General features: G+C 66.9%; 16 protein-coding genes. 11 read left to right on the top strand and 5 right to left on the bottom strand.

The genetic code is table 11. The annotated features are described in order from the left end of the window. The first annotated feature begins 48 nt into the window (after positions 1-48). From dapC to IB232_RS01280, 5 genes are all read left to right on the top strand, one after another. Entirely contained in the window at positions 49-1,242 is a 1,194-nt protein-coding gene (gene dapC, locus IB232_RS01300; protein ID WP_192396762.1) for a succinyldiaminopimelate transaminase, read from the top strand. Positions 1,243-1,438: 196 nt separating this feature from the next. Next, positions 1,439-1,786 carry an ArsC family reductase gene (locus tag IB232_RS01295; RefSeq protein ID WP_192396761.1) on the top strand — a complete coding sequence of 116 codons (348 nt, stop codon included), beginning with the start codon at positions 1,439-1,441 and terminating at the stop codon, positions 1,784-1,786. A 51-nt stretch (positions 1,787-1,837) separates the two neighbouring features. Beyond that, positions 1,838-2,872 (top strand): 2,3,4,5-tetrahydropyridine-2,6-dicarboxylate N-succinyltransferase, encoded by a 1,035-nt coding sequence (gene dapD, locus IB232_RS01290; RefSeq protein WP_192396760.1) that lies wholly within the window; start codon positions 1,838-1,840, stop codon positions 2,870-2,872. A 228-nt stretch (positions 2,873-3,100) separates the two neighbouring features. Beyond that, positions 3,101-4,306, top strand: a complete 1,206-nt coding sequence (locus tag IB232_RS01285) for an aminotransferase class V-fold PLP-dependent enzyme (RefSeq protein ID WP_192396759.1) — start codon at positions 3,101-3,103, stop codon at positions 4,304-4,306. Beyond that, positions 4,303-4,710 carry a SufE family protein gene (locus IB232_RS01280; RefSeq protein ID WP_192396758.1) on the top strand — a complete coding sequence of 136 codons (408 nt, stop codon included), beginning with the start codon at positions 4,303-4,305 and terminating at the stop codon, positions 4,708-4,710. The genes IB232_RS01285 and IB232_RS01280 overlap by 4 nt, the downstream gene beginning before the upstream one ends. Here IB232_RS01280 and IB232_RS01275 read toward each other — a convergent pair whose 3' ends face one another. Continuing rightward, positions 4,711-5,442: a helix-turn-helix domain-containing protein gene (locus IB232_RS01275; RefSeq protein ID WP_192396757.1), complete on the bottom strand. Its 732-nt coding sequence runs from the start codon at positions 5,440-5,442 to the stop codon at positions 4,711-4,713. Between the two features lie 118 nt (positions 5,443-5,560). Here IB232_RS01275 and IB232_RS01270 point away from each other — a divergent pair, with 118 nt between their 5' ends. After that, positions 5,561-6,319, top strand: coding sequence for a hypothetical protein (locus tag IB232_RS01270; RefSeq protein ID WP_192396756.1), 759 nt, complete (start codon positions 5,561-5,563; stop codon positions 6,317-6,319). Here IB232_RS01270 and IB232_RS01265 read toward each other — a convergent pair. The 3 genes from IB232_RS01265 to tcdA form a co-directional block, all read right to left on the bottom strand. Beyond that, complete coding sequence (locus tag IB232_RS01265; RefSeq protein WP_225592075.1) at positions 6,316-7,086, bottom strand: substrate-binding periplasmic protein; 771 nt, start codon at positions 7,084-7,086, stop codon at positions 6,316-6,318. The genes IB232_RS01270 and IB232_RS01265 overlap by 4 nt on opposite strands. A 142-nt stretch (positions 7,087-7,228) precedes the next feature. Further along, entirely contained in the window at positions 7,229-7,690 is a 462-nt protein-coding gene (locus IB232_RS01260; protein ID WP_192396755.1) for a DUF1456 family protein, read from the bottom strand. Between the two features lie 36 nt (positions 7,691-7,726). Then, a complete protein-coding gene (tcdA, locus tag IB232_RS01255) occupies positions 7,727-8,539 on the bottom strand; it encodes a tRNA cyclic N6-threonylcarbamoyladenosine(37) synthase TcdA (RefSeq protein ID WP_192396754.1) in 813 nt (270 codons plus the stop codon). 93 nt (positions 8,540-8,632) lie between these two features. Between tcdA and IB232_RS01250 the strand changes: the two genes are divergently transcribed. From IB232_RS01250 to IB232_RS01230, 5 genes are all read left to right on the top strand, one after another. Continuing rightward, positions 8,633-9,775: an iron-containing alcohol dehydrogenase gene (locus tag IB232_RS01250; RefSeq protein WP_192396753.1), complete on the top strand. Its 1,143-nt coding sequence runs from the start codon at positions 8,633-8,635 to the stop codon at positions 9,773-9,775. 167 nt (positions 9,776-9,942) lie between these two features. Further along, a complete protein-coding gene (locus tag IB232_RS01245) occupies positions 9,943-12,540 on the top strand; it encodes a glycosyltransferase (RefSeq protein WP_192396752.1) in 2,598 nt (865 codons plus the stop codon). A gap of 104 nt (positions 12,541-12,644) precedes the next feature. After that, positions 12,645-13,784: a succinyl-diaminopimelate desuccinylase gene (gene dapE, locus IB232_RS01240; protein WP_192396751.1), complete on the top strand. Its 1,140-nt coding sequence runs from the start codon at positions 12,645-12,647 to the stop codon at positions 13,782-13,784. Next, positions 13,781-14,587 (top strand): putative RNA methyltransferase, encoded by an 807-nt coding sequence (locus IB232_RS01235; RefSeq protein WP_192396750.1) that lies wholly within the window; start codon positions 13,781-13,783, stop codon positions 14,585-14,587. Before dapE ends, IB232_RS01235 begins: the two co-directional genes overlap by 4 nt. Positions 14,588-14,597: 10 nt before the next feature. After that, positions 14,598-14,969 (top strand): hypothetical protein, encoded by a 372-nt coding sequence (locus tag IB232_RS01230; RefSeq protein ID WP_137974307.1) that lies wholly within the window; start codon positions 14,598-14,600, stop codon positions 14,967-14,969. A gap of 145 nt (positions 14,970-15,114) precedes the next feature. On the opposite strand, the gene IB232_RS01225 is transcribed toward IB232_RS01230, so the two are convergent. Beyond that, on the bottom strand, positions 15,115-15,324 hold the full coding sequence (locus tag IB232_RS01225) for a cold-shock protein (protein ID WP_137974306.1): 210 nt from the start codon (positions 15,322-15,324) through the stop codon (positions 15,115-15,117). Positions 15,325-15,447: the final 123 nt, after the last annotated feature.

Below are 15,447 nucleotides of genomic sequence, written 5' to 3'. Positions count from 1 at the left end.
CCGGGCCCGGCACCAGCCGGCTGCCCGCCCCCGTAAGAAAGAGACGCTATGAACCACGCCCTGACCCAGCTGCAGCCCTACCCCTTCGAGAAGCTGCGCGCCCTGCTCGCCGGCGCCACCCCGCCGGCGGACAAGCGCCCGATCGCCCTGTCCATCGGCGAGCCCAAGCACAAGTCGCCGGACTTCGTGGCCAAGGCCCTGGCGGACAATCTCGACCAGTTGGCCGTCTATCCCACCACACTCGGCATTCCGGCACTGCGAGAAGCCATCTCCGCCTGGTGCGAGCGCCGCTTCGGCGTGCCGGCCGGCTGGCTGGATGCCGCCCGCCATGTGCTGCCGGTCAACGGTACCCGCGAGGCACTGTTCGCCTTCACCCAGACGGTGGTCAGCCGCGAGGCCAAGGGGCTCGTGGTAAGCCCAAACCCTTTCTACCAGATCTACGAAGGCGCGGCCCTGCTGGCCGGCGCCGAGCCGCATTACCTGCCGTGCCTGGAAGACAACGGCTTCAACCCGGACTTCGACGCCGTGCCGACCGACATCTGGCAGCGCTGCCAGATCCTCTTCCTCTGCTCGCCGGGCAACCCCACCGGTGCGCTGGTACCGATGGAGCAGCTGAAGAAACTGATCGCCCTGGCCGACCAGCACGACTTCGTGATCGCCGCCGACGAGTGCTACAGCGAACTGTACTTCGATGAAGAGAATCCACCGCCCGGCCTGCTGACCGCCTGCGCCGAGCTGGGCCGCAGCGACTTCAGGCGCTGCGTGGTGTTCCACAGCCTGTCCAAGCGCTCCAACCTGCCGGGCCTGCGCTCCGGCTTCGTCGCCGGCGACGCAGACATCCTCAAGGCCTTCCTGCTGTATCGCACCTACCACGGCTGCGCCATGCCGATTCAGACCCAGCTGGCCAGCGTCGCCGCCTGGCAGGACGAGGCCCACGTGCGCGCCAACCGCGACCAGTACCGCGCCAAGTACGACGCCGTGCTGGAGATCCTGCAGCCGGTGCTGGACGTACAGCGCCCGGACGGCAGCTTCTACCTGTGGGCCAAGACGCCGGGCGACGACACCGCCTTCACCCGCGAGCTGTTCGCCCAGGAGCACGTCACCGTGGTGCCCGGCTCGTACCTATCGCGTGAAGTGAATGGCGAGAATCCGGGCGCCGGCCGCGTACGCTTGGCCCTGGTCGCGCCGCTGGCCGAATGCATCGAAGCAGCCGAACGCATCCGCCGCTTCGTGCAGGGCTGATGGCCGAAAAAGAAGCCCGGCACGAGGGCCGGGCAGTAGGAGCGTCACGCTCACCCTGCCCGGCCACGAGTGAAAGGATCGTGAAACGATCTTCCGGCAGCATGCCGGGCTGTCGCTCGTCCGACATGGCATAATCGCCACCCCTGTTTTACGCAATGCAAGCGCAGTGGGCCGACCGCCCCCGCGAGGAACCCCGATGTCCTACACCCTCTACGGCATAAAAGCGTGCGACACCATGAAGAAGGCCCGCACCTGGCTCGACGAGCAGGGCGTGAGCTATGCCTTCCACGACTACAAGACTGCCGCCATCGACCGCGCCAACCTGCAGAAATGGTGCGCCGAACATGGCTGGGAAACCGTGCTGAACCGTGCCGGCACCACCTTCCGCAAGCTGGACGACGCGCAGAAAGCCGACCTGAACCAGGACAAGGCCATCGAACTGATGCTGGCTCAGCCGTCGATGATCAAGCGTCCGGTACTGGACCTGGACGGCAAGACCCTGGTCGGCTTCAAGCCGGATCTCTACGCCGCAGCATTCAAGTGAACGGGCGCGCCGCCTGATTTCAACCCTATTTCGAGTTACGAGGAACACACCATGTCGCAATCCCTGTTCAGCCTGGCCTTCGGCGTCGGCACCCAGAACCGCCAGGGCACCTGGCTGGAAGTCTTCTACGCCCTGCCGCTGGTCAATCCGGCCGCCGAGCTGGTCTCTGCCGTCGCCGAGAAGCTGGGCTATGCCGGTGGCAACCAGGCCATCGCCATCACCACCAACCAGGCCGGCGAGCTGGCCAACGCCCTGAAGGCCATCGACGCCACCCAGGCCGCCCTGCTCACCCGCCTGGCCGAGAGCCAGCGCCCGCTGGTGGTCACCCTGCTGGCCGAAGACGCCGCGCTGACCTCCACTCCCGAGGCCTACCTCAAGCTGCACCTGCTGTCGCATCGTCTGGCCAAGCCCCACGGCCTGAACCTGACCGGCATCTTCCCGCTGCTGCCGAACGTGGCCTGGACCAGCCAGGGCGCCGTCGATCTCGCTGAAGTGGCCGAGCGCCAGCTGGAGGCCCGCCTGAAGGGCGAGCTGCTGGAAGTGTTCTCGGTGGACAAGTTCCCCAAAATGACCGACTACGTGGTGCCGGCCGGCGCGCGTATCGCCGACAGCGCCCGCGTGCGCCTGGGTGCCTACATCGGTGAAGGCACCACCGTGATGCACGAAGGCTTCGTCAATTTCAACGCCGGCACCGCCGGTCCGGGCATGATCGAAGGCCGCGTTTCCGCCGGTGTATTCGTCGGCAAGGGTTCGGATCTGGGCGGCGGCTGCTCGACCATGGGCACCCTGTCCGGCGGCGGCAACATCGTCATCAGCGTCGGCGAAGGCTGCCTGATCGGCGCCAATGCCGGCATCGGCATCCCACTGGGCGACCGCAATACCGTGGAATCCGGCCTGTACATCACCGCCGGCACCAAGGTGGCCCTGCTCGATGAGCAGAACAACCTGGTCAAGGTACTCAAGGCCCGCGACCTGGCCGGCCAGCCGGACCTGCTGTTCCGCCGCAACTCGCAGACCGGCGCTGTGGAGTGCAAGACCAACAAGACCGCCATCGAGCTCAACGAAGCTCTGCACGCGCATAACTGAAAATCGGAGCTGAAGCGTCGCGAGCGACGGCCAGGCAAGGCAAGGCGAAATCAGGCGAGGGCGCGCAGTTTACTGAGTGTAAATGAGCAGCCTGAGCGTGATTTCAAAGCCGCATGGCCTAGCGCAGCAGCTTCAGACCGATTTTCGGCCGTGTGATGGTGAACAGGCCGGGCTAATGCCCGGCCTGTCTATTTATACTCAGCACATCTCCCAGCAGTGCCGCAGCCCATGTCCCTCACCTCTCCCTGGCGCGCCGACTTCCCCGGCATCCTGGCCCTCGACTCCGAAGGCCAGACCTACCTGGACAGCGCCGCCACCGCGCAGAAGCCCCAGGCCATGCTGGACAGCCTGTTCGGCTACCTGAGCAGCGGCGCGGCCAACGTGCACCGCGCCCAGCACCTGCCCGGCGAGCGTGCCACCCGCGCCTTCGAGGCGACCCGAGACAAGGCCGTGGCCTGGCTGAACGCCGCCAGCCGTGAGGAGATCGTCTTCACCCGTGGCACCACCGAATCGCTGAACCTGCTGGCCTTCGGCCTGGAGCATCTGTTCCAGCCGGGCGAGCAGATAGTCGTCAGCGCCCTCGAACACCACGCCAACCTGCTGCCATGGCAGCAGCTGGCACTGCGCCGCGGCCTGGAGCTGGTGGTCCTGCCGCTGAACGCCAGTGGCAGCGTCGACCTGCAGCAGGCAGCCACGCTGATCGGCCCCCGCACCCGCCTGCTGGCGGTGTCGCAGCTGTCCAACGTGCTCGGCCGCTGGCAGCCGGTGCTTGAGCTGATCACCCTGGCTCGTGCCCAAGGCGCGCTGACCGTGGTCGACGGCGCCCAAGGCGCGGTTCACGGCCGGCACGATATCCAGGCACTGGGCTGCGACTTCTACGTCTGCTCCAGTCACAAGCTGTACGGCCCGGATGGCGTTGGCCTGCTGCATGGGCGGCGTGAAGCCCTTGAGCAGCTGCGCCATTGGCAGTTCGGCGGCGAGATGGTGCTGCAGGCCGACTACCAGGAATCCCGCTTCCGCCCTGCCCCGCTAGGCTTCGAGGCCGGCACGCCGCCGATCTCCGGCGTCATCGCCCTGGGTGCGACACTGGACTACCTCAGCAGCCTGGACGCCGCCGCCGTGGCCGGCCACGAGGCCGCGCTGCACGCCAAGCTGCTCGCCGGCCTGGCCGTGCGCGACGGCGTGCGCCTGCTCGGCGAGCCGCAGCTGGCCCTGGCCTGCTTCACCGTGAACGGCGTGCACAGCGCCGACCTGGCCCACCTGCTGACCGACCAGGGCATCGCCGTGCGCACCGGCCACCACTGCGCCATGCCGCTGCTCAAACAGCTGGGCCTGCCCGGCGCCATCCGCGTCTCCCTCGGGTTGTACAACGATGGAGCCGACCTGGAGCGCTTCTTCGCCGCTCTGGACAAGGCCCTGGAGCTGCTGCGATGAGCCTGCCGGCCGCTGCCCGGGAGGCGCTGGACGCCTTCACCGCCTGTCCCGGCTGGGAGCAGCGCGCTCGTTTGCTGATGCAATGGGGCGAGCGCCTGCAGCCACTGAGCGAAGCCGAGCACAGCGAAGTCAACCGGGTCAGCGGCTGCGAGAGCCAGGTCTGGCTGGTCGGCGCGCGCAACGGCGACGCCTGGCAGTTCCGCGCCGCCAGCGACGCCCGCCTGATCCGCGGCCTGCTCGCCGTGCTGCTGGCCCGGGTCGAGGGCCTGGACAGTGCTCAGCTACAGCAACTGGATCTGTCCGAGTGGTTCAACCAGCTGGGCCTGGCCCGCCAGCTTTCCCCCTCGCGCAGCAACGGCCTGAACGCCGTGCTGCAGCGCATGCGCGAGTTGGCGGCGAGCTGATCAGCGGCGCATCGCCTCGAACAGGGCGAACTCCCAACGGCGCATCGCCAGCACCAGGGTGTATCCCTCACGCTCGCTCTCGGCCAGCTTCTGGTCGGCCAGGTGCTGCTGGGCGAACTCCTGGGCCACCCGCTGCAGGCGCTCGACGAAGGATGGCGCCAGCGCCCGGCTGATGCGTCCATGCACCAGCAGCAGGCCCTCATCGCTGCCGGCGAAGTCACCGGCGTAGTAGTCCTGCAGCGCCTGCTTACGGAAGTAGCGCATCACCGGGCCATCCGGCTGCCAGCGGAAGGTCTTGGCCAGTTTCAGGCGATAACGGTTGAGCGGCTTCAGCTCGATCACCCCGAGCCGGTCCAGGCGGATCAGCGCGCGCACCGCCTCGGCATCGCTCAGGCGATAAGCCGTCACCATCTGCTCGAAGGTCCACTGGCTGAGCACGCAGATGGCCACCAGCAGCAGCTTCTCGTCGCCCACCACGGCCTGCTCCTGCTCCAGGCTCAGGGTAGCCAGCAGCGGCTGGGCGTCCGCCACCTGGCGGGCCAGGTCGGCGAACTCCAGCTGCAATACCCGACAGATCGCATCCACCCGCGACAGCGGCATATCCGCCTTGGCCAGCATGCGTTTGACGTTGGATTCGGACATGCCCAGCTCGCGAGCCAGGTCGGCGTAGGTGAGCTGCTGCGCCTTCAGCTCGCGCTTGATGATATCGACCAGATCCGTTGTTGCGCCCATAAGTATCGTCCTAATGAACCATATAGGCAGTTATACGCTACTGAGCACACCAGGAAGAGACTTTCACTGCGAAGAAAACCAGACTGCCGCCCACAGCAACGACCTGAAGGAGCAGGCCATGCACAGCATCTCGGCACCACAACGCAGTAGCGGCAGCACTGCCATCCTCGGCCTGTTCGGCCTCTGCCTGGCCCTCATCGCCGCCTTCGGCCCGGCGGTGCAGCAGCCAGCCCTGTACCACGCCTTCGCCGACCAGCGCGCCCTGCTCGGCATCCCCCACGCCCTCGACGTGCTCAGCAATCTGCCGTTCCTGCTGCTCGGCCTGTTCGGCATGAGTCGCCTACGGCATGTCGCCGACGTGCGCTGGAAGGGCCTTTATCTTCTGCTGTGCCTGGGGCTGCTGCTGACCTTCCTCGGCTCCAGCGCCTATCACCTGGCACCTGCCGACGCCGGCCTGCTCTATGACCGACTCGGCATGCTGGTGCTGTTCGCCGCCATTCTCGGCCTGGCCGCTGCCGATCGCCTGGGTTTCAGCGCGGCTCGCATGACCGTGCTTGGCGTGGCACTCGGCGGCAGCGCGGCGCTCCTGGCCTGGCGCGCCGACGACAACCTGCTGCCCTGGATAGTGCTGCAGGCCGGCGGCATGCTCCTGCTGGTCATGCTCGCCTGCTGCCGGCCTCGGCGCGATGCCCACGCGCTCAGGCTGGGCCTGTGCGTGGCCTGGTATGCCCTGGCCAAGCTGTGCGAGCTGAACGACGGCGACCTGTTCCACCTGAGTGGCGAGTGGCTGTCCGGCCACAGCATCAAGCACCTGCTGTCCGGCCTCGCCGTGCTGCCGCTGCTGCTACCGCTGCTAACCAGCCGCGCGGCGCGCTAGAGGCGCGGCCTCCAGTTGTCGGCGTCGCCGGAGTACAGCGCCTCCTGCAGACGCTTGAGCTCGCCGCGCTGAGCGAAGCGCGCCAGCTCCTCGTTGAAGCGGCTTAGCAACTCCTCGGCCTCCGGGTCGCTCTTGCGGAACAGCAGGCGCAGCGGCTCTGTGTTGAGGTAGCGCGGGTGGTGGGTGATGCCCTGCTCGCCGGGGAACAGGCGGCGCAGCATGGAATAGCCCACGGCACGGTCCTGCGGGTGCAGGTCGATGCGCTTGAGTTCAAGCAGGCGGAAGGCGGTGTCTTCCTTGCTGTTCTGCTCGATGCGCAGCATGCCCTTCTGCAGGGCGGCGTCGAACTGCGGCCCGTAGGAATAGCCGAGGGTGGTGCCTATGCGGTAGTTCTTGAGGTCTTCGACGCGGGCCCAGTCGAACACCAAGTCCTTGCGGTGGAACAGCACCACCTCGCCACGCACCAGCGGTTCGCTGCACACCCCGTAGTCAAGGCGCATGGGGCTGCAGCTGTAGGGCATGATCGCATCCAGCGCGCCCTGCTGCAGCATCAGCACGTTGCGATCCCAGGGATAGAAAACGAATTCCACCCGGTGGCCGGCCGCGGCGAACACGGCCTTGACCAAGCGAGCCAGGGCGCCGGCATCCGCGCGATGCTGGTCGACATAGGGGACCCAGTCGCCAGTACCGATACGCACCACGCGCTCGGCCTGCGCCAACGGGGCGAGTGCCAGCAGCATGCCGAGCAGCAGCCAGCGCAGCAGCAATATGCGTGACAACCTGTAGCAGGGGCAGACAGACGACTGGAACACTGGGCACCTCACGACACACGTCCCGCTGCAGGAATGGCCAGGCCACCCCATACCCAGTAGAGCTTAGCCGAGCCGCACGGACGGGCGGCCCCACCCGTCAGCCGCGCAGGCGCTGGGTCAGGCCCCGCAGGAAGTTGCGCAGCAGCTGGTCGCCACAGGCGCGGTAGTTCTTGTGCTCGGGGCTGCGGAACAGCGCGCTGAGCTCGGCCTTGGTCATCGGGAGATCGGCGGCACGCAGGATCTCGTGCATGTCGTCGTCGCGCAGCTCGAAGGCCACCCGCAGCTTCTTCAAGACGATGTTGTTGGTCAGGCGCTCATCCACCGGCAGCGGCGGACGACTCTCGTCACGGCCGCGCTTGTGCAGCACCAGGCCGGCGAGGAAATGCCCCAGCACCTCATCCGTGCAGGGCTGGAAGCCCTCTTCGTCGTCCTTCTTCAGCAACGGCGCCACCGCCTCGGGGGCGAGGCTGTAGTCGGCCAACTGGCAGATGCCGGCCAGTTGGGCGTCGCTGATATCCAGCAGGTAGCGCAGGCTGCGCAGCACGTCATTGTTGTTCATGGGAACTCTCAGGGCGCCATGCGGCGCGGAAAAAGGCTAGTCGGGCTTGCCCGCACGCTCGGCCGGGCGCCGTGCACCGGCCACCAGCTTGTCGATGATGCGCGCCGCCGCGGCCATGCCGAAGCTGGCGGTGACCATCATCACCGCGCCGAAACCACCGGCGCAGTCGAGCTTGACGCCCTCGCCGACGAAGCCCTTGGCCTGGCACACGGTGCCGTCCGGCTTGGGGTAGCGCAGCTGCTCGGTGGAGAACACACAGGGCACGCTGTAGGTGCGCCCCGGCGTACGGGAGAAGTTGTAGTCGCGGCGAAGGGTGCTGCGCACCTTGGCCGCCAGTGGATCATTGAAGGTCTTGTTGAGGTCGGCGACCTGAATCTGCGTCGGGTCGACCTGCCCACCGGCGCCACCGGTGGTGACGATCTGGATCTTGCGTCGTTTGCACCAGGCGATCAGCGCAGCCTTGGCCGCCACGCTGTCGATGCAGTCGATCACCGCATCCAGCTGCTCGGTGATGTACTCGGCCATGGTTTCGCGGGTGACGAAGTCGGCCACCGCGTGCACCTTGCAGGCCGGGTTGATGGCGCGGATGCGCGCGGCCATCTCCTCGACCTTGGCCTTGCCCACCGCGCCGTCGATGGCGTGGATCTGGCGATTGGTGTTGGTGATGCACACGTCGTCCAGGTCGAACAGCGAGATCTCGCCGACCCCCGAACGGGCCAGAGCCTCGGCCGCCCAGGAGCCGACGCCGCCGACACCGACCACCGCCACATGCGCCGCTGCCAGGCGTTCCAGCCCCTCGCGCCCGTACAACCGAGCTATGCCGCCGAAGCGCTGTTCATCTGTCGTCATCGCACCACCTCGCAAACCGGCCGGCATTATAAGGCGGCGCCGGCCGCCGCGGGGCCTTGTCTATAGTGCAAGGATGCATGCGGAGAGCTCGCCATGCGCAACTTCAACTATTACAACCCGACGCGCATCCTGTTCGGCGCCGGGCAGATCGCCGGCCTGGCCCAGCATATTCCTGCCGACAGCCGGGTATTGGTCACCCACGGCGGCGGCAGCATCCTGCAGAACGGCGTGTGGCAGGAGGTCGAGCAGGCCCTGGCCGGCCACTGGGTCAGCCGCTTCGCCGGGATCGAGGCCAACCCGCAGTACGACACCCTGCTGCGCGCGGTGGAGCAGGCCCGCCACGAGCACTGCGACTTCATCCTCGCCGTCGGCGGCGGCTCGGTGATCGACGGCAGCAAGTTCATCGCCGCTGCCCTCGCCTACCCCGGCGAGCCGTTCGACCTGCTCAGCGGTACGCCGATCCGCCGCGCCCTGCCCCTGGGCTGCGTACCGACCCTGGCCGCCACCGGTTCGGAGAGCAACCCGCACGGCGTGCTCTGCCACGCCGGCCTGCAGGCGCGCCTGCCCTTCTCCAGCCCATGCCTGTACCCACGCTTCGCCGTGCTCGATCCTTGCGCCACCTTCAGCCTGCCGCCACGGCAGATCGGCAACGGCGTGGTCGCCACCTTCGTCCACACCCTGCAGCAGTACCTCAGCCTGCCCCACGACACGCCGCTGCAGAGCCGTCAGGCCGAGGGCCTGCTGCTGACCCTGCTGGAGGAAGGCCCCAAAGCCCTGGCCAACCCGCTGGACTATGCCAGCCGGGCCAACCTGATGTGGTGCGCCAGCCAGGCGCGCAGCGGCCTGCTCGCCTGCGGCGCGCTGCAGGACGACGGGCTGGACGTGCTCGGTCGCCAGCTCAGCCTGCTCTATCACCTCGACCATGCACAGAGCATGGCCCTGCTGCTGCCGGCGCTGCTCAGCGAGCGCGAACCGACGCACCTGGCCAAACAGTTGCAGTACGCCGAACGGGTGTGGGGCCTGCAGGGTAGCTCGGAGCAGCGCATCGTCGCCGCCATCGCCGCCACCGAGGGCTTCTTCCGGCGCATGGGCGTGGCCACTCGCCTGTCCGCCCACGGACTGGATGCCGAGGCCGTGGACGAAGTGCTGACCCAGCTGCAGCGCCGCGACGCCAGCGGCGAGTCCCCAGCGATCGACCTGCCGGCCTGTGCACGCCTCCTCCTGCGCGCCCTGTGACAACGCGCGATGGAACTCCACAGCGGCTGCGCCTGCCCAAGCCGGACAGGCGCGCCTGTCGCAGGTCCGGCGGTGCTATACAGGCCAGTGGCTGCGGGGTAGCATGCGCGCCGACCGGCGTCCGCCGGCCCTTTCCCTGTTCCTTTCTGCGGAACCTCTAAGTAGCCATGCCAACGCGCAAACTCGGTATCAATCTGGTGGTCATCGTGGCGGTCGCCGCCCTGTTCACCGGCCTCTGGGCACTCTACAACCGTCCGGTCAGTGCCCCGGACTGGCCGGAGCAGATCTCCGGCTTCTCCTTCTCGCCGTTCCGTGTCGGGCAGAGCCCGCAGACCGGCGTCTATCCGAGCGACGCGCAGATCCGCTCCGACCTGGAACTGCTGAGCAAACAGACCGACAGCATTCGCACCTACTCGGTGGACGGCAAGCTGGCGGACATCCCGCGCCTGGCCGAGGAATTCGGCCTGCGCGTGACCCTCGGCGTGTGGATCGGCAACGACCTGGAGCGCAACGAGCGCGAGATCGCCAAGGCCATCGAGCTGGCCAACGAATCGCGCAGCGTGGTGCGGGTCACCGTGGGCAACGAGGCACTGTTCCGCCAGGAGATCGAGGTCAAGGACCTGATCGCCTACATCGACCGGGTGCGCTCCGCGGTCAAGGTGCCGGTGAGTACCTCCGAGCAGTGGCACATCTGGCAGGAAAACCCCGAGCTGGCCAAACACGTCGACCTGATCGCCGCCCACGTGCTGCCGTACTGGGAGTTCGTGCCGATGGAGGACTCCACCGAGTTCGTCCTCGAGCGCGCCAAGGACATGAAGCGCCTGTTCCCGAAGAAGCCCCTGCTGCTCTCCGAAGTGGGCTGGCCGAGCAACGGCCGCACCCGTGGCGGCGCCGAAGCCGACCAGGCCGAACAGGCCGTGTACCTGCGCACCCTGGTCAACACGTTGAACGCCAAGGGCTACAACTACTTTGTCATCGAGGCCTTCGACCAGCCGTGGAAGGCCAGCGAGGAAGGCTCGGTAGGTGCCTACTGGGGTGTGTACAACCTCGACCGCCAGGCCAAGTTCGCCTTCGAAGGCCCGGTGGTGGCCATTCCGCAATGGCGCATCCTGGCCGTTGCCTCGGTGGTAATGGGCCTGCTGGCCCTGGCCCTGATGCTGATCGACGGCTCCGCCCTGCGCCAGCGTGGCCGCACCTTCCTCACCTTCGTCGCCTTCGTCGGCGGCTCCGCCCTGGTGTGGATCGCCTACGACTACAGCCAGCAGTACAGCACCTGGTTCAGCCTGACCGTCGGCGGCCTGCTCGGCATCGGCGCGCTGGGCGTGTTCATCGTCCTGCTCACCGAGGCCCACGAGCTGGCCGAAACGGCGTGGACCCGCACCCGCCGCCGGCCGTTCCTGCCGGTGCTGGCCGACACCGCGTACCGGCCCAAGGTGTCGATCCACGTGCCCTGCTACAACGAACCGCCGGAGATGGTGAAACAGACCCTGGACGCCCTGGCGGCCCTGGATTATCCGGACTATGAAGTCATCATCATCGACAACAACACCAAGGACCCGAAGGTGTGGGAGCCAGTCGAGGCCTATTGCCAGCAACTGGGTCCGCGCTTCCGCTTCTTCCACGTGGCGCCCATCGAGGGCTTCAAGGGCGGCGCGCTGAACTACATCCTGCCGCACACCGCGCCGGATGCCGAGGTGGTGGCGGTGATCGACTCCGACTACTGCGTCAACAAGAACTGGCTCAAGCACATGGTGCCGCACTTCAGCGATCCGCAGATCGCCGTGGTGCAATCGCCGCAAGACTACCGCGACGGTGATGAGAGCACCTTCAAGAAGCTCTGCTACGCCGAGTACAAGGGCTTCTTCCACATCGGCATGGTGACCCGCAACGACCGCGACGCGATCATCCAGCACGGCACCATGACCATGATCCGCCGCAGCGTGATGGACGAGCTGAAGTGGGCCGACTGGACCATCTGCGAAGACGCCGAGCTGGGTCTGCGCGTGTTCGAGAAGGGTTATTCGGCGGCCTACGCCCACGAAAGCTTCGGCAAGGGCCTGATGCCCGACACCTTCATCGACTACAAGAAGCAGCGCTTCCGCTGGGCCTACGGCGCCATCCAGATCATGAAGGGCCACGCGCGCAGCCTGTTCCGCGGCGAAGGCTCGGAGCTGACCCGCGGCCAGCGCTACCACTTCATCGCCGGCTGGCTGCCGTGGATTGCGGATGGCCTGAACATCTTCTTCACCATCGGTGCCCTGCTCTGGTCGGCCGCGATGATCATTGTGCCGAACCGGGTCGACCCGCCGCTGATGATCTTCGCCATCCCGCCGCTGGCGCTGTTCTTCTTCAAGTTCGGCAAGATCATGTTCCTCTACCGCAAGGCGGTGGGCGTGGACCTGGCGCGCTCGTTCCAGGCGGCCATCGCCGGCCTGGCGCTGTCGCACACCATCGCCAAGGCCGTGCTGTACGGGACCTTCACCAAGACAATCCCGTTCTTCCGCACACCGAAGATGGCCAGCAACCACGGCATCATGGTGGCCCTGGCCGAGGCCCGCGAAGAGGTGTTCGTCATGCTCCTGCTGTGGGGCGCGGCGATCGGCATCAGCTTCGCCCAGGACATCGGCAACGCCGACGTGAAGTTCTGGGTCGCCACCCTGTTGGTGCAGTCGCTGCCGTACCTGGCGGCACTGCTGATGGCCATGCTGTCCTCCCTGCCCAAGCCGCAGGAAAAGGACGCCGGCGAGCCGGCTGGCGCGGCCTGACCGCACATCACCCGTCGAAACGGCGGCCCAGCGTCTTCGGACCCTGCGCCGCCGTTTTGCTTTAAGATGGCGGCCTTTCTGATTTCCGCTGTTCCGGAGCCGCAATGACCGCCCTCACCCCCACCCTGGAGCTCGCCTTCGACCTGATCCGCCGCCCTTCCGTGACCCCGGTCGACGAGGGCTGTCAGGAGCTGATGATGCGCCGCCTGGCTGCACTCGGCTTCGCGGTGGAGCGCATGCGCATCGAGGAAGTGGAGAACTTCTGGGCCAAGCGCGGCGGCGACGGCCCGGTACTGTGCTTCGCCGGCCACACCGACGTGGTACCCACCGGCCCGCTGGAAGCCTGGCAGTACCAGCCGTTCGACGTGCGCGTGGACGACGAGGGCATGCTCTGCGGCCGTGGCGCGGCGGACATGAAGGGCAGCCTGGCGTCGATGATCATCGCCGTGGAGCGCTTCGTCGCCGACCACCCGAACCACAAGGGCGCCATCGCCTTCCTTATCACCAGCGACGAGGAAGGCCCGGCCCACCATGGCACCAAGGCCGTGGTCGAGCGCCTGCGCGAGCGCGGCGACCGTCTGGACTGGTGCATCGTCGGCGAACCCTCCAGCACCACCCTGCTCGGTGACGTGGTGAAGAACGGCCGCCGTGGCTCCCTCGGCGCCACCCTCACCGTGTACGGCAAGCAGGGTCACGTGGCCTACCCGCACCTGGCCAAGAACCCCATCCACCTGGCCGCCGGCGCCCTGGCCGAACTGGCCGCCGAGCACTGGGACGACGGCAACGCCTACTTCCCGCCGACCAGCTTCCAGGTGTCCAACCTCAACTCCGGCACCGGCGCCACCAACGTGATTCCGGGCGAGCTGAAGGCGGTGTTCAACTTCCGCTTCTCCACCGAGTCGACCGTGGAAGGCCTGCAGCAGCGGGTCAACGCCGTCCTCGACAAGCACGGCCTGGACTACCACATCGACTGGGCCCTGTCCGGCCTGCCGTTCCTCACCCAGCCGGGCGAGCTGCTCGACGCCGTGGCGGCCAGCATCAAGTCCGTCACCGGTCGTGAGACCACGCCGTCCACCTCCGGCGGCACCTCGGACGGGCGCTTCATCGCCACCCTGGGTACGCAGGTGGTCGAGCTGGGCCCGGTCAACGCCACCATCCACCAGATCAACGAGCGGGTGCTGGCCAGCGACCTGGACCTGCTCACCGAGGTCTACTACCAGACCTTGGTGAAGTTGTTGGCATGAGTCTGATCTGCCCGATCTGCCAGGCGCCACTGAGCGCAGTCGACAACGGCCTGGCCTGCCCGGCCAACCACCGCTTCGACCGCGCCCGCCAGGGCTACTACAACCTGCTACCGGTGCAGCACAAGAACAGCCGCGACCCTGGTGACAACCAGGCCATGGTCGAGGCACGCCGGCGCTTCCTCGACGGCGGTCACTACGCGCCGCTGGCCAAGCGCCTGGCCGAACTGGCCGCCGAACGCAGCCCACGCACCTGGCTGGATATCGGCTGCGGCGAGGGCTATTACACCGCGCAGCTCGCCGAGTTGCTGCCGGATGCCGACGGCTATGCTCTGGACATCTCCCGCGAGGCGGTGAAACGTGCCTGCAAGCGCGCCCCACAGCTGAGCTGGCTAGTAGCGAGCATGGCCCGCGTACCTCTAGCTGATGAAAGCTGCGACCTGCTCGCCAGCGTATTCAGCCCGCTGGACTGGCAGGAAGCCCTGCGCTTGCTCAAGCCCGGCGGCGGCCTGCTGCGCATGGGCCCGACCCGCGTGCACCTGATGCAGCTGCGGCAAAAGCTGTACGACGAGGTGCGCGACTACGATGACCAGAAACACCTGGAGCTGATCCCTGCGGGCATGCGCCTGGCCCATAGCGAGACCATCAGCTTCCCGCTACCGCTGGCCGATGCCCATGCACGCGCTGACCTGCTGGCCATGACCCCGCACGGCTGGCGCGCCAGCGCCGAACGCCGCGCCGCGGTAATCGCCGAATCCTTCGAGGTAACCATCTCCATCCGCTACGATTGGATCGAGAAAATCTAGAGAGCCCGCCATGCGCCAACCCGATATCGAGATCTACCTCAAGGACGCCAGCCAGGACGCCATCACTGCCTGGCTGAGCGAGGTCTTCGGCTCCTGCAGCGAGTGGCAGCAGCGTGGCCAGACCTTCAAGTGCCAGGCCGGCGCGATTCCGGTGGTGTTCCTGCCCAAGGCCGTGGGCAAGTGGCACAGCCTGATGCTGGAGAGCGACGCCACGCCCTGGGCCGACGACGTCGCCTGCGCCCATGCCGCCTTCGCCGCACTCGGCGTGGAGATCCGCTGCTCCACCGGCGGCTGGAGCGAGGAACAGGGCGAGGAAGACGCCGACCGCTGGATCAAGGTCAACGCCGAGGGCGAGCAGGAATTTATCTGGCGTACCGAGTGATCTGCCCCCCACCAATTTTGTAGGAGCGAGCTCTGCTCGCGAATCTGCGCCGAAGAACTTCGCGAGCAGAGCTCGCTCCTACATGAACTCCGAAAAGCAAAAGGCCCGTCGATGACGGGCCTTTTGTTGTGCAGCGGGTCTTCTGTCAGACCTTCGATACGTCTTCCGCTTGCAGGCCTTTCTGGCCCTGGATCACGGAGAACTCGACCTGCTGGCCTTCAACCAGTGAACGGTGACCCTCGCCACGGATGGCGCGGTAGTGGACGAATACGTCCGGACCGCTTTCGCGTTGAATGAAGCCATACCCCTTGGAATCATTGAACCACTTGACGGTTCCGACCTCACGATCAGCCATTACCACTTCCCTCGATTCTCGATTTTGTTGTTGCCCTGATGGGCTTCGACGGTTCGGCGCAAACGTTCTTCTTCTTCTTTCCGACCCCGGCCAACACGAGCGTGGAGCGGTATTCCGAAAGGC

The sequence above is a fragment of the Pseudomonas sp. PDM15 genome, assembly GCF_014851565.1.
Taxonomy (GTDB): Bacteria; Pseudomonadota; Gammaproteobacteria; order Pseudomonadales; family Pseudomonadaceae; genus Aquipseudomonas.
The sequence above is the reverse complement of the archived record's forward strand: the minus strand, read 5'-3'. Positions and strand labels throughout refer to the sequence as shown.